The sequence below is a fragment of the Variovorax nivicola genome (assembly GCF_051216475.1).
GTDB lineage: Bacteria > Pseudomonadota > Gammaproteobacteria > Burkholderiales > Burkholderiaceae_C > Variovorax.
In genome coordinates this window covers 207,830-221,053 of the sequence record NZ_JBPJZK010000004.1, presented here as the reverse complement: position 1 = coordinate 221,053, position 13,224 = coordinate 207,830, and the positions used below count along the sequence as shown (strand labels likewise).

Here is a 13,224-nt window from a genome sequence, read left to right as displayed (position 1 = left end):
GGCCGGCAGCCCCGGGCGTCAGACGCCGCGTGCGCGCTCCGACTTGAAGCGCGCGCGAAACTCCGTGAACGTGCCCGCGTCCAGCGCCTCGCGGATCTCGTTCATCAGGTTCAGGTAGTAGTGCAGGTTGTGGATGGTCGTGAGCATCGGCCCCAGCATTTCGCCGCAGCGGTCCAGGTGATGCAGGTAGGCGCGGCTGAAGCCGTCGCGCCCGCCGTCGTTCCACGCCACGCCCGAGGTACCTGCGCACGCATGGCAGGTGCAGCTCGGGTCGATGGGTTGCGGGTCGCTCTTATGGCGCGCGTTGCGCATCTTCAGGTCGCCGAAGCGCGTGAAGAGGGTGCCGTTGCGCGCATTGCGCGTGGGCATCACGCAGTCGAACATGTCGACGCCGTCGGCCACGCCCTGCACCAGGTCTTCCGGCGTGCCCACGCCCATCAGGTAGCGCGGCTTGTTCGCGGGCAGCCTGTGCGGCGTGTGGCTCATGATGTGCAGCATCTCTTCCTTGGGCTCGCCCACGCTCACGCCGCCGATGGCATAGCCCGGAAAGTCCATGTCGACCAGCGCCGCCAGCGACTCTTCGCGCAGGTTCTCGAACATGCCGCCCTGCACGATGCCGAAGAGGGCGTTCGGGTTCTCGAGCCGCGCGAACTCGCTCTGGCAGCGCTTGGCCCAGCGCAGGCTCAGCTCCATCGAGATGCGCGCCTCGGCCTCGGTCGTGATGTGGCCCTTGGTGTCGTAGGGCGTGCATTCGTCGAACTGCATCACGATGTCGCTGTTGAGGATGGTCTGGATCTGCATCGAGACCTCGGGCGTGAGGAACAGCTTGTCGCCGTTGACGGGCGAGGCGAACTTCACGCCCTCTTCGCTGATCTTGCGCATCGCGCCCAGCGACCACACCTGGAAGCCGCCCGAGTCGGTGAGGATGGGCTTGTTCCATTTCTCGAACTGGTGCAGCCCGCCGAAGCTGGCCATCACGTCGAGGCCGGGGCGCATCCACAGGTGGAAGGTGTTGCCCAGGATGATCTGCGCGCCCATTTCTTCGAGGCTGCGCGGCATCACGCCCTTGACGGTGCCGTAGGTGCCCACGGGCATGAAGATCGGCGTCTGCACCTTGCCGTGGTTGAGCGTGAGCGTGGCGCGGCGCGCGTGGCTGTCGGGGTCGGTCTTGAGGAGTTCGAAGTTCAGCATGGTCGTCTTCAATCTTGTTGTCGTGCCAGCAGCATGGCGTCGCCATAGCTGAAGAAGCGGTAGCCCTGGGCAATGGCGTGGGCATACAGCGCCATCACGCGCTCATAGCCCGCGAAGGCCGAGACCAGCATCATCAGCGTGCTCTTGGGCAAATGAAAGTTCGTCACCAGCAGGTCGACGTGTTCGAAGGCGAAGCCCGGCGTGATGAAGATGCGTGTGTCGCCCGTGGCCTCGCCGCTCTTGGCCCACGATTCGAGCGTGCGCACGGTGGTCGTGCCGACCGCGACGATGCGTCCGCCCCGAGCCTTGCATTCGGCAATGGCGCGCTGCGTGGCTTCGGGCACTTCGTAGCGTTCGGCATGCATCGTGTGTTCGGCGATGTTCTCGGTCTTTACCGGCTGGAAGGTGCCGGCGCCCACGTGCAGCGTGACGTTGGCGCGCTGCACGCCGCGCGCTTCGAGCTCGGCCAGCAGGCCTTCGTCGAAATGCAGCGCGGCCGTGGGGGCGGCCACCGCGCCGGGCACACGCGCGAACACGGTCTGGTAGCGGCTTTCGTCGTCGGCCGAATCGGTGTGCGTGATGTAGGGCGGCAGCGGCACGTGGCCGCAGCGGGCCATCAGTGCGTACGGGTCTTCGCCAGCGTCGCTCTCGAAGCTGAAGCGGAATAGCGCGCCCTGTTCGTCGGGCCAGCGGCCGAGCAGCGTTGCGCGAAAGCCGCCGACCATCTGCAGCGTGGTGCCCACGGTCGGCTTCTTGCTGACTTTCATGTGCGCCACAACCTCGTGGCCCTGCAGCACGCGCTCGACCAGCAGCTCGAGCTTGCCGCCGGTCGGCTTCTCGCCAAACAGGCGTGCCTTGACCACGCGCGTGTCGTTGAAGACCAGCAGGTCGCCCGCGCGCAGCAGCGAAGGCAGGTGCTTGAAGATGCGGTCGACCGGTGCGGGCCCTGTGCCGTCGAGCAGACGGGAGGATGTGCGTTCGGTGGCCGGGTGTTGCGCCACCAGTTCGGGTGGCAATGCGAAATCGAAATCGGAGAGCGTGAAGGCGCGCATGGTGCTTGAGGGCCGGACGGGCCCGTGCCAAGGAGGCATGGAAAGACGGAAGGGAAAAACTCGGCGGGAGCCGGGCAGAATTGTCCCATGCCCGCCAAGTCCAAGCCCGTACCGCCCGAAAAGACCGCAGAAGCCCCTGCGGCACCGGCTGTACCGGCCGCACCAGGTTCTGGTTTGAGCCTCGTGCAGCGCGCGCTGCGCAAGCTCGGCCTCGTGCGCGACATCGACTTCGCGCTCTACCTGCCGATGCGCTACGAGGACGAGACGCGCATCGTGCGCATCGCCGACACGCGCGACGGCGACATGGCGCAGGTCGAAGGCGTCGTCACCGAATGCGAGGTGGTGTACCGCCCGCGCCGCCAGTTGTTGGCGACCATCGACGATGGCAGCGACACCTGTCAGCTGCGCTTTTTCAATTTCTATCCCTCGCAGCAGAAGCAGCTTGCGGTCGGCGCGCGGGTGCGCGTGCGGGGCGAGATGCGCGGCGGTTTCGTGGGGCGGCAGATCATGCATCCGACCGTGAAGGCGGCCGGCACCGCGTTGCCGAATGCGCTCACGCCGGTGTATTCGACAGTGGCCGGGCTCGCGCAGCCGGTGCTGCGGCGCGAGGTGCGTTCGGGCCTTGCGCGCGCGGTGCTCGACGAGACCATCCCCGTGCAGATCGGCCTGCGCGGTGCCTGGGATCTGCGCGCCTCACTGAGCTTTCTGCACTACCCGACGCCCGACGTGGCGATGGCCACGCTCGAAGACCACAGCCATCCGGCCTGGCAGCGCATCAAGGCCGAGGAACTGCTCGCTCAGCAGCTGTCGCAGCTGCAGGCCCGGCTGGAGCGCGCAGCACAGCGCGCGCCGGTGCTGCCCGCGCCTGCCGAGCCGGTCGCAAGCTCGCTGCATGCGCAGTTGCTCGCGGTGTTGCCCTTCGGCCTTACCGGTGCGCAGCAACGCGTCGGCGAAGAGATCACGCGCGACCTGGGCCGTGAGATCCCGATGCACCGGCTGCTGCAGGGAGACGTGGGTTCAGGGAAGACGGTGGTGGCGGCGCTCGCGGCGGCGCGCTGCATCGACGCGGGTTTTCAGTGCGCGCTGATGGCGCCCACCGAAATCCTCGCGGCCCAGCATTTCGGCAAGCTGGTCGGCTGGCTCGATCCGTTGCTGGCTGAGCGCGGCCTGCGCGTGGCGTGGCTCACGGGCAGCCAGAAGAAGAAGGAGCGCGATGGGATGTCTGCGGCCGTCGAAAGCGGCGAGGCGGCACTGGTCATCGGCACGCATGCGGTCATCTCGGAGAAGGTGCGCTTCAAGAACCTCGCGCTGGCCATCATCGACGAGCAGCACCGCTTCGGCGTGGCGCAGCGCCTGGCTCTACGCGGCAAAGCCGGTGGGCATCTGGAGCCGCATCTGCTGATGATGAGCGCCACGCCCATCCCGCGCACGCTTGCGATGAGCTACTACGCGGACCTCGACGTATCGACGCTCGACGAACTACCGCCAGGCCGCACGCCCATCGTCACCAAGCTGGTGGCCGACCACCGGCGCGACGAAGTCATCGACCGCATCCACGCGCAGATCGCGCAGGGCCGGCAGGTGTACTGGGTGTGTCCGCTGATCGAGGAGAGCGAAGCGGTCGACTTGCGCAACGCGACCGAAACGCGCGACGAACTGGCCGAGACGCTGGGCGAGCCCATCCAGGTCGGCCTGCTGCATTCGCGCATGCCCACGGCCGAGAAGCAGGCGGTGATGACGGCATTCACCGCCAATGAAATCCAGGTACTGGTGAGCACGACGGTGATCGAAGTGGGCGTCGACGTGCCGAACGCTTCGCTGATGGTGATCGAGCATGCCGAGCGCTTCGGCCTCTCGCAGCTGCACCAGCTGCGCGGCCGTGTGGGGCGCGGCGCGGCGGCTTCGGCCTGCGTGCTGCTCTATGCGCCGGGCGACAGCGGCCGCGTCGGCGAGGCGGCGCGCGCGCGGCTCAAGGCAATGGCCGAGACCGGCGACGGCTTCGAGATCGCACGGCGCGACCTGGAGATTCGCGGGCCCGGCGAATTCCTTGGCGCGCGGCAGTCGGGCGCGCCGCTGCTGCGTTTTGCCGACCTCACGACCGACACGCTGCTGCTCGACTGGGCCCGTGAACTCGCGCCGGTCATGCTGCGGAAGCACCCCGATTTGGCCCAGCGCCACATCGACCGCTGGCTCGGCACCAAGGCCGAGTACCTGAAGGCCTGAGAAAGATCAGGCCGCAGGGCGGCGCGTGAATGCCAGGATGAGCCCGAAGCCGATCATCATGCTGCCACTCACCCGGTTGAACCAGCGCATCGCGCGGCTGCCGTCGGCCAGCTGGCGCATGCGCGCACCGAGCATCGCGTAGAGCGCGATCGCGACCAGCTCGAACACCAGGAAGGTCAGGCCCAGGAGCACATAGCTGGAAGCGTAGGCACCGGGCACCACGAACTGCGGAAAGAAGGCGGTGAACACTAGGATGGCCTTCGGGTTGCCGGCAGCCACGGTGAACTCCTGCCGTGCCAGCGCGCGCATGGATGGCGGCGCGGATGCGTCGCGCGCCTGCACCTCGGCCGTTGGCGCCGGCGCGCGCAGCAGGCGGATGCCGATCCACACCAGATACGCCGCGCCGATGTACTTGATGACGTCGAAGGCCAGCTCCGACGCCACCAGCACCGCGCCCATGCCCAGCCCCGCGATGGCGATCATGATCGCGAAGGCCACGAGCCGGCCGCTGGCCGCGATCACCGCCGGCGACACGCCGTGCCTCGCGCCGTTGGTCACCGACAGCAGGTTGTTGGGGCCGAAAGCCATGTTGATGGCGAAGCAGGCCGGCAGGAAGAGCAGGTAGGCAGACAGGGTCATGGCGGGTCCGTCGGCAGGGCGTTGCAGGGGCTGCCATTATTTCAGCTCATCCCGAGAAAGCCGCAGCGAACGCCATGACAACGAATTCCCCTCTGAAGATACGCAAGGCCGTGCTGGCTGATCTCCCCGCCATCGTCGCCATGCTCGCTGACGACGTGCTCGGCGCGGCGCGTGAGCGCCCGGGCGATGCGGCCCTCTACGAAACGGCCTGGCGGCAGATCGAGGCGCAGGATGGCAACGACGTGCTGGTGGCCGAACTGCCCGAGGGCGTGGTCGGCTGCCTGCAGCTCATCGTCATTCCGGGGCTGGCCCGGCAGGGCGCGCTGCGGGCGCAGATCGAGGGCGTGCGCGTGGCGTCCACCCACCGTGGGCAGGAGATCGGCGAGCACATGATCGCTTTCGCCATCGACGCCGCCCGGGCCGCGGGCTGCCGCCTCGTGCAACTCACCACCGACAAGCGCCGCACTGACGCGCACCGCTTCTACGAGCGACTGGGCTTCGAGGCCACGCACGAGGGCATGAAGCTCGAACTGACGGCTACCTAGTTGTCGACGCCACCTTCCGGCATCCGGCGGGCGTAGACCGCCAGCACGATGCGCTCGGAGTGGATGAGGTAGTCGTTGAGCGCCACCGAGCCCTCGGCGAACTTGCCGGCCTCGATGAGTTCGAGCAGCTTCGTGTTCATGTCCACGTAGGGTGCGTGCAGGAACTCCGGGTCCTTGAGCAGGCCGAAGGCCAGCCGCAGCTCGACGAGGATGTGCGCGAACAGGTTGTTCAGCCGCTCGCTGTCGGCCAGCTCCACGATGGCCATGTGGAACTCCATGTTGGCCGTGCCCACGCCCAGCCAATCGTCGGCGTCGCGGCATTTCAGCGCCATCTCGACCGCGTCGCGCATGTGCTTCTTGGCCGGGTGGCGCGGGTAGGCCTGCGCCAGCGCCTGGCATTCGATGAGGCGGCGCACCCGGTAGATGTCGATGATCGACGCGATGCTCGGCACCGCCACGAACACGCCGCGGTTCGGCGCGTGCTTGAGCAGCCCTTCCTTGGTCAGCGTGCGGAACACCTCGCGCAGGGTGTTGCGCGAAATCTCGAAGCTGTCGGCCAGCGCGGCTTCCGACAGCCGCTGCCCCGGCGAGAACTCGCCCTTCACGATCTTCTGGCGGATGAGCTCCGCCACCCGGTCGTTGAGCGTCTGCGCGCCGGCGGCTGGCGAGGCGGGTGAAGTCGGGGAGGCCAGTGGAGTCATGCCGAAAGGGGGAAGGAGCGGGGAGACCGCGCGTTTGTAGCAGGTTTTCCCCGCCGCCCGATGCACCAAGTGTTGACACGCTCAGGGTTTTCATGGGGTCAATCAAGCACTGTTGTTGGGCACACTCGCACAAATTGTTCAACAATTTATGAGAAATGAGTGATTCAGATGATTTGAATTGCTCATTCATTGGCACGCAGTTTGCATGAAGCGGCTTGCCAGCGCCCCCGCGCAAGGTGTCTCCGAATCCAGAACCGAAAGACCAACATGACTCCTGACATCCCCCATCTGTGGCCGCTGATCGGCGTCGCCGTGATCATTGCGGGCTTCATCCTTCGCTTCAATCCGATGCTGGTGGTGATCGTCACGGCCATCGCCACGGCGGTTGCCGCGGGCTTCGGACCGATGGCGATCCTCACGGCCATCGGCACCGGGTTCATCAAGACCCGCAACCTGCCGCTGATCATTCTTCTGCCGCTGGCGGTGATCGGGCTGCTCGAGCGACACGGCCTGCGCCAGCACGCGCAGAACTGGATCAGCCGCATCAAGTCGGCCACCGCCGGGCGCCTGCTGATCGTCTACCTCGCGGCGCGCGAACTCACGGCGGCCGTGGGCCTCACCAGCCTGGGCGGCCACCCGCAGATGGTTCGCCCGCTGCTCGCGCCCATGGCCGAAGGCGCCACCGAAACCCGCTACGGCAAGCTGCCCGACCGCATCCGCCACAAGCTGCGCGCCTATGCGGCGGCCACCGACAACGTGGGCCTGTTCTTCGGCGAAGACATCTTCGTGGCCTTCGGCGCCATCGTGCTGATGAGCACCTTCCTGCACGAAGCCGGCATCGACGTCGAGCCGCTGCACATCGCGCTGTGGGGCATCCCGACGGCGATTGCCGCCTTCATCATCCACGCCTGGCGCCTGCGCCGGCTCGACCAGTCGATCGCGCGTGAAATGGGCGGCGCACCGGCGCCCGATGCGGCCGCTGTTCCGTCCGTTTCCGCTGCGCAGGAAGGCCGCTGATCATGATTCTCTCGATCCAGCACCTGTACATCCTGGTCGGCCTGGTCCTCGCGATCACGGCGGTCATGACGCTGGCCGACCGCCAGCACCCCAAGCGCTACACCAGCGCGCTGTTCTGGGGGCTCTATTCGCTGGTCTTCCTGGTCGGCGACAAGCTGCCGCCAGCCTGGGTCGGCGTGGGCGCCATCGCCATGGCCGTCATCGCCGGCCTGCGCGGCGTTGGCGCGGGCAAGCACAAGGAGCCCACGCCCACCGAATACGAAGCCAGCGCCAAGCGCCTGGGCAACAAGCTCTTCATGCCGGCGCTGGCGATCCCGCTGGTCACCGTCATCGGCACCGTGCTGATGAGCAAGGTGAAGATCGGCGACGCCTTCCTGCTCGACCCCAAGAACACCACGCTGGTGAGCTTGGGCGTGGGCTGCGTGGTGGCGCTGGCGCTGGCCTGCTGGCTGACGCGCGAGACGCCGGTGCAGGGCATGCGCGAGTCGCGCCGCCTGACCGACGCGCTGGGCTGGGCCGTGGTGCTGCCGCAGATGCTGGGCATGCTGGGCCTGGTGTTCTCCGACGCGGGCGTGGGCAAGGCCGTGGCGTACATCACCACGAGCTACATCAACATGGACATCCGCTTCGTCGCTGTCGCGGTATACGTGCTGGGCATGGCGCTCTTCACCATCATCATGGGCAACGGCTTCGCGGCCTTCCCGGTGATGACGGGCGGCGTCGGCGTGCCGGTGCTGGTGGGCGTGTACCACGGCGACCCGGCGGTGATGGCGGCCATCGGCATGTTCTCGGGCTACTGCGGGACGCTGATGACGCCGATGGCGGCCAACTTCAACATCGTGCCGGCGGCGCTGCTGGAGCTGCCCGACAAGAACGCCGTGATCCGCGTGCAGATACCGACCGCGGCCGCGCTGCTGGTGGTCAACATCTTCCTGATGTACTTCCTGATGTTCCGCTGAGGCGCCGAGCATGACGAAGACGAAGACCACCGATGGCGCGGCGCCCCGCGTGCTGCTCGCGGGCTTCGAGCCTTTCGAGAACGATCCCGTCAACCCCGCGTGGGAAATCGCGCGAGCGCTCGACGGCTGGGCCTGCGAAGGCGCCGTGGTGCAGGCGTTGCAGCTGCCCTGCGTGTTCGGCCGCGCCATCGACACGCTCGACGAAGCGCTGGTGGGGCCGCCTCCTCGGCTGGTGCTGTGCATCGGCGCGGCGGGCGGGCGCACCGAGATCTCGCTGGAGCGCGCCGCGCTGAACGTCGACGACGCGCGCATTCCCGACAACGCGGGCTACCAGCCCATCGACACCGAGGTGGTTGCCGGTGGCCCGGCCGCTTACTTCTCGACGCTGCCCATCAAGGCCATGGTGCGCGACATGCGCGCGGCGGGGCTGCCTGCGGCGGTGTCGAACAGCGCCGGCACTTTCGTGTGCAACCACATCTTCTATGCGCTGATGCACCGCATCGCGACGAGCCCGGCGCTCGCGCACACGCGCGGCGGCTTCGTCCACGTGCCCTACCTGCCCGAGCAGGCCGCCTCGAAGCCGGGCGTTGCCAGCATGGCGCTGGCCACGCAGGTCGAAGCCTTCCGCGTGGCGATACGCACCGCACTCACCGTGCGTGACGACGTGCGCGAGACCGCCGGCCGCCTGCATTGATGACCCTGAGACCAACGATGAACATCGACTTGAACAGCGACCTCGGCGAGAGCCTGGGCGTATGGCGCATGGGCGACGACGCCGCCATGCTTTCTCTCGTGAGCAGCGCCAACGTGGCCTGCGGCTTCCATGCGGGCGACCCCGCCGGCATCCTGCGCACGCTGCGCCAGGCGAAGGGGCGGGGTGTCGCCATCGGCGCCCATGTGTCCTATCGCGACCTCGTGGGCTTCGGGCGCCGCAACATGGATGTGGAAAGCGCCGACCTGCGCGCCGACGTGATCTACCAGATCGGTGCGCTGAAAGGCCTTGCTGCCGCTGCCGGCACCACGGTGCGCTACGTGAAGCCGCATGGCGCGCTCTACAACACCATCGCCCACGACGAGCGCCAGGCGCGCGACGTGATCGCCGCCATCCGTGAGATCGACCCCGGCCTGTGCCTGGTGGCGCTGGCGGGCTCGCCGCTGCTGGGCTGGGCGCGCGGCGAAGGCCTGCGCGCCGTGGCCGAAGCCTTTGCCGACCGCGCCTACACGCCGCAAGGCACGCTGGTGTCGCGCCGCGAACCCGGCGCGGTGCTGCACGACGCCGACGAAGTGGCCGAGCGCATGCTGCGACTGGCCACCGATGGCGTGGTCACGGCCATCGACGGCAGTACGGTGCACATCGAGGCCGAGTCGGTCTGTGTGCACGGCGACAGCCCGGGCGCGGTCGAGATGGCGCGCCAGGTGCGCGCGCGGCTGGAGCAGTCGGGCGTGACGATCCGCTCCTTCGTGGACGCTGCATGACGATGCGCTTCCTGCCGGTCAACCTGAATGCGGTGCTGGTCGAGCTCGACGACCTTCCGCAGACCCTTGCGCTGCTGGCTTCGCTGCGCGCTGAACCCATCGCGGGCATCGAAGAGCTGGTGCCCGCCGCGCGCACATTGCTCGTCACTTTCCGCCCAGCCGCGATCGCGGCCGATGAACTCGTGCGGCAGGTCGGTCGGCGCAGCCTCGACGCGCGCGAGACGCGCATCGACAAGCGCATCGAGATCCCTGTGCGTTACGACGGCGAAGACCTGGCCGAAGTGGCCGGCCTGCTGGGCATCACGCCCAAAGAAGTGGTGCGCCGCCACGCCGGCAGCGACTACACCGTCGCCTTCACCGGTTTCGCGCCGGGCTTCGCCTATCTCTCGGGCGGGCATCCGAGCCTGAACGTGCCGCGCCGCAAGGTGCCGCGCACGCGCATTCCGGCGGGCGCGGTCGGCCTTGCGGGCAGCTTCAGCGGCGTCTACCCGCAGGCCAGCCCCGGTGGCTGGCAGATCATCGGCATCACCGATGCGCCGATGTGGGATCTGGCGCGCGAGACGCCGGCGTTGCTGCAGCCCGGCGACACGGTGCGCTTCGTGGATGTCACCGGATTGCCGCAGGCAGTGCCTGTGGCCGTGGCGTCCGCGCCTTCTCAAGCCGCTGCTGTGGAAGGCGGCTGCGCCTTCGAGATTCGCGCGGCGGGCCTGCAGGCACTGCTGCAAGACGGCGGCCGGCATGGCCAGGCCGGGCAGGGTGTGTCGGCCTCCGGTGCGATGGACCAGCGATCGCTGCAGGCGGCCAACCGGCTAGTCGGCAACGCATCGGACACGGCCTGCGTGGAGATTGCCTATGGTGGCTTTCAACTCGTGTGCCGTGGCGACACGGTGGTCGCCATCACCGGCGCTGACGGCCCCGTCACGCTGACCCGCGCCGATGGTGCGAAGTGGCCGCTGCCGCGCTACCAGCCGATCGCACTGGCCGATGGCGACGTGCTCGCACTGGGCGAGCCGCAGGCCGGCATCCGCAGCTATATCGCCGTGCGTGGCGGCTTCGACATCGCGCCCGTGCTCGGCAGTCTCTCGACCGACACGCTGGCCCGCATCGGCCCGCCAGCCATCGCCACGGGCGACGTGCTGCCCGTGCGCGCGGTGCCTGGCGGCGCCCTAGTCGGCGAGCCGGAAATGCCACCGACAGACCTGCCCACAGTGCAGGAAGAAGTCGTGCTCGACATCGTGCTCGGCCCGCGCACCGACTGGTTCACGCCCGATGCGGTCGAGCTGCTGTGCAGCCAGCCTTGGACCGTCACGCCGCAATCGAACCGCGTCGGCATCCGGCTCGCCGGCGAAGTGCCGCTGGCGCGCGTCAATCACGCCGAGCTGCCCAGCGAGGGCACGGCGCACGGCTCGATCCAGGTGCCGCCCAGCGGCCAGCCCGTGCTGTTCCTGGCCGACCATCCGCTGACCGGCGGCTATCCGGTGATCGCCTCCGTCGCCACACACCACCTGGACCGCGCGGGGCAGATCCCCGTGAATGCGCGCGTCCGCTTCAAGCCCATGGCCCAGTGAAAGCCTCCCGATGAAAAAACTCCTGATCGCCAACCGCGGCGAAATCGCCGTGCGCATCGCACGCGCCTGTGCCGACCACGGCGTGCAATCGGTCGCGGTGTATGCCGATGCAGACCTGAATGCGCTGCACGTTCGCATGGCCGACGAGGCCTACGGGCTCGATGGCAACAAGCCCGCCGACACCTACCTGAACATCGCCAAGCTGCTCGCGGTGGCCGCGCGCTGCGGTGCCGACGCGGTGCACCCGGGCTACGGTTTTCTCTCGGAGAGCGCGCCGTTCGCACAGGCCGTCATCGACGCCGGCCTCACGTGGGTCGGCCCGTCGCCGGCCGCGATCGCGATGCTGGGCGACAAGGTGCAGGCCCGCAAGCTCGCGATGAAAGTCGGCGCGCCGCTGGTCGCGGGCACGGCCGATCCGGTGAAGAACGCCGGCGAAGTGCTTGCCTTCGCCGAGAAGCACGGCCTGCCGGTCGCGATCAAGGCCGCGTTCGGCGGCGGTGGCCGAGGCATCAAGGTGGCATGGCGGCTCGACGAGGTCGAAGGCCTCTACGAATCGGCCGTGCGCGAAGCGGTAACGGCCTTCGGCCGCGGCGAGTGCTATGTAGAGCAGTTCCTCGACCGCCCGCGCCATGTCGAGGCGCAGGTGCTGGCCGACACGCACGGCAACGTGGTGGTGCTCGGCACGCGCGACTGCTCGCTGCAGCGGCGCAACCAGAAGCTGGTGGAAGAGGCGCCCGCACCCTTTTTGAGCGATGCGCAGCGCGAACGCATTCACCAGTCGGCGCGCGACATCTGCGCCGAAGCCGGCTACACGGGCGCCGGGACGGTCGAGTTCATGCTGAGCGCGAGCGGTGCGATCTCTTTTCTCGAAGTGAACACGCGGCTGCAGGTGGAGCACCCGGTGACCGAGGAAACCACGGGCATCGACCTCGTCATCGAGCAACTGCGCATTGCCGAAGGGCTGCCGCTGTCGATCAGGCAGACGCCGGCGCCGCGCGGCCATGCCTTCGAGTTCCGCATCAATGCCGAGGACGTGGGCCGCGGCTTTCTGCCTTCGCCCGGGCCGGTCAAGGTGTTCGACGCGCCCTCGGGCCCCGGCGTGCGCGTCGACGCTGGTGTGGACGCCGGCTCGCAGGTGCCGGGCACCTTCGATTCGCTGATGGCGAAGCTCATCGTCACCGGCGCTACGCGCGAGCAGGCCATCGCGCGGGCGCGCCGCGCGCTGAAGGAATTCCGCATCGAGGGCCTGCCTACGGTGCTGCCGTTCCACCGCGCCGTGATGGCGCACCCGGACTTCGTGTCCGGCGATGCATTCAAGGTGCACACGCGCTGGATCGAGACCGACTTTGCGAACGGCGAGGCCGCGGCGATGCGTCCGGACCCGTTTCCCGACGCGGCCCTGCTGCGCACGTCGATCGAAGTGGATGGGCGGCGGATGTCGCTGGGCCTGCCGGCCGTGCTGTTGAGCGGGCTGTCTTCGGCGGCCGCTGGTGGCGTGGGCGCCGCGCCGGCAGAAGCAGCAGTGGCGGATGCCGCCGCCGTGGCCGCGCCTGTGTCCGGCACGGTGCAGGGCTGGAAGGTCGCCGACGGCGACGAGGTCGCGGCGGGCAGCGTCATCGCCGTGATGGAGGCGATGAAGATGGAAATGCAGGTGCTCGCGCATCGGGCGGGGCGCATCGCCTTCTCGGTTGCCGCGGGGGGCTACGTGGCGGCCGGCGCCACCATCGCGACCATCGGCTGATGCCACAAACCAAGGGAAGACCCTCAAGGGATGACCCTACAGCCTGCTGAAGAAGTTGCTGCATCGCAACATGCTTTCGTGGGCTTTTTTTTCGCGGTACGGACTAAAGGCT

The 13,224-nt window shown here is 68.3% G+C and carries 12 protein-coding genes; 8 read left to right on the top strand and 4 right to left on the bottom strand.

Annotated features, from left to right (window positions below):
- Positions 1-18: 18 nt before the first annotated feature.
- Together tgt and queA are read right to left on the bottom strand one after the other, a co-directional pair.
- Positions 19-1,191 (bottom strand): tRNA guanosine(34) transglycosylase Tgt, encoded by a 1,173-nt coding sequence (tgt, locus tag ACSFBF_RS17755; RefSeq protein WP_435469177.1) that lies wholly within the window; start codon positions 1,189-1,191, stop codon positions 19-21.
- Between the two features lie 8 nt (positions 1,192-1,199).
- Positions 1,200-2,243, bottom strand: a complete 1,044-nt coding sequence (gene queA, locus ACSFBF_RS17750) for a tRNA preQ1(34) S-adenosylmethionine ribosyltransferase-isomerase QueA (protein ID WP_435469175.1) — start codon at positions 2,241-2,243, stop codon at positions 1,200-1,202.
- Positions 2,244-2,330: 87 nt separating this feature from the next.
- Between queA and recG the strand changes: the two genes are divergently transcribed.
- On the top strand, positions 2,331-4,466 hold the full coding sequence (recG, locus tag ACSFBF_RS17745; RefSeq protein WP_435469173.1) for an ATP-dependent DNA helicase RecG: 2,136 nt from the start codon (positions 2,331-2,333) through the stop codon (positions 4,464-4,466).
- 6 nt (positions 4,467-4,472) lie between these two features.
- Here the strand turns inward: recG and ACSFBF_RS17740 are convergent, their stop codons facing one another.
- Positions 4,473-5,105: a LysE family translocator gene (locus ACSFBF_RS17740; protein WP_435469171.1), complete on the bottom strand. Its 633-nt coding sequence runs from the start codon at positions 5,103-5,105 to the stop codon at positions 4,473-4,475.
- Between the two features lie 74 nt (positions 5,106-5,179).
- Between ACSFBF_RS17740 and ACSFBF_RS17735 the strand changes: the two genes are divergently transcribed.
- On the top strand, positions 5,180-5,650 hold the full coding sequence (locus ACSFBF_RS17735; RefSeq protein WP_435469169.1) for a GNAT family N-acetyltransferase: 471 nt from the start codon (positions 5,180-5,182) through the stop codon (positions 5,648-5,650).
- Here ACSFBF_RS17735 and ACSFBF_RS17730 read toward each other — a convergent pair.
- Positions 5,647-6,351: a GntR family transcriptional regulator gene (locus ACSFBF_RS17730; protein ID WP_435469167.1), complete on the bottom strand. Its 705-nt coding sequence runs from the start codon at positions 6,349-6,351 to the stop codon at positions 5,647-5,649. The two genes, ACSFBF_RS17735 and ACSFBF_RS17730, sit on opposite strands and share 4 nt — an antisense overlap.
- Before the next feature lie 267 nt (positions 6,352-6,618).
- Here ACSFBF_RS17730 and ACSFBF_RS17725 point away from each other — a divergent pair, with 267 nt between their 5' ends.
- Genes ACSFBF_RS17725 through ACSFBF_RS17700 form a run of 6 tightly spaced genes read left to right on the top strand, consistent with a single transcriptional unit; the run spans position 6,619 to position 13,112 of the window.
- Positions 6,619-7,368, top strand: a complete 750-nt coding sequence (locus tag ACSFBF_RS17725) for a DUF969 domain-containing protein (RefSeq protein ID WP_435469165.1) — start codon at positions 6,619-6,621, stop codon at positions 7,366-7,368.
- Between the two features lie 2 nt (positions 7,369-7,370).
- A complete protein-coding gene (locus ACSFBF_RS17720; RefSeq protein ID WP_435469163.1) occupies positions 7,371-8,327 on the top strand; it encodes a DUF979 domain-containing protein in 957 nt (318 codons plus the stop codon).
- Positions 8,328-8,337: 10 nt separating this feature from the next.
- The gene (gene pcp / locus ACSFBF_RS17715; protein WP_435469161.1) at positions 8,338-9,021 is read left to right on the top strand and encodes a pyroglutamyl-peptidase I; all 684 of its coding nucleotides are present in this window, start codon (positions 8,338-8,340) and stop codon (positions 9,019-9,021) included.
- 17 nt (positions 9,022-9,038) lie between these two features.
- Positions 9,039-9,803: a LamB/YcsF family protein gene (locus ACSFBF_RS17710; RefSeq protein WP_435469159.1), complete on the top strand. Its 765-nt coding sequence runs from the start codon at positions 9,039-9,041 to the stop codon at positions 9,801-9,803.
- Between the two features lie 2 nt (positions 9,804-9,805).
- Positions 9,806-11,371: a 5-oxoprolinase subunit B/C family protein gene (locus ACSFBF_RS17705; RefSeq protein WP_435470043.1), complete on the top strand. Its 1,566-nt coding sequence runs from the start codon at positions 9,806-9,808 to the stop codon at positions 11,369-11,371.
- Positions 11,372-11,381: 10 nt separating this feature from the next.
- Positions 11,382-13,112, top strand: a complete 1,731-nt coding sequence (locus tag ACSFBF_RS17700; RefSeq protein WP_435469157.1) for an acetyl/propionyl/methylcrotonyl-CoA carboxylase subunit alpha — start codon at positions 11,382-11,384, stop codon at positions 13,110-13,112.
- Positions 13,113-13,224: the final 112 nt, after the last annotated feature.

Bases quoted from the DNA above. Each gene is read 5' to 3' on its own strand.
- recG (WP_435469173.1), top strand. From the start codon at position 2,331: ATGCCCGCCAAGTCCAAGCCCGTACCGCCCGAAAAGACCGCAGAAGCC.
- ACSFBF_RS17705 (WP_435470043.1), top strand. From the start codon at position 9,806: ATGCGCTTCCTGCCGGTCAACCTGAATGCGGTGCTGGTCGAGCTCGAC.
- ACSFBF_RS17710 (WP_435469159.1), top strand. From the start codon at position 9,039: ATGAACATCGACTTGAACAGCGACCTCGGCGAGAGCCTGGGCGTATGG.
- ACSFBF_RS17725 (WP_435469165.1), top strand. From the start codon at position 6,619: ATGACTCCTGACATCCCCCATCTGTGGCCGCTGATCGGCGTCGCCGTG.
- tgt (WP_435469177.1), bottom strand. From the start codon at position 1,191: ATGCTGAACTTCGAACTCCTCAAGACCGACCCCGACAGCCACGCGCGC.
- ACSFBF_RS17720 (WP_435469163.1), top strand. From the start codon at position 7,371: ATGATTCTCTCGATCCAGCACCTGTACATCCTGGTCGGCCTGGTCCTC.
- pcp (WP_435469161.1), top strand. From the start codon at position 8,338: ATGACGAAGACGAAGACCACCGATGGCGCGGCGCCCCGCGTGCTGCTC.
- ACSFBF_RS17735 (WP_435469169.1), top strand. From the start codon at position 5,180: ATGACAACGAATTCCCCTCTGAAGATACGCAAGGCCGTGCTGGCTGAT.
- ACSFBF_RS17700 (WP_435469157.1), top strand. From the start codon at position 11,382: ATGAAAAAACTCCTGATCGCCAACCGCGGCGAAATCGCCGTGCGCATC.
- ACSFBF_RS17740 (WP_435469171.1), bottom strand. From the start codon at position 5,105: ATGACCCTGTCTGCCTACCTGCTCTTCCTGCCGGCCTGCTTCGCCATC.
- queA (WP_435469175.1), bottom strand. From the start codon at position 2,243: ATGCGCGCCTTCACGCTCTCCGATTTCGATTTCGCATTGCCACCCGAA.
- ACSFBF_RS17730 (WP_435469167.1), bottom strand. From the start codon at position 6,351: ATGACTCCACTGGCCTCCCCGACTTCACCCGCCTCGCCAGCCGCCGGC.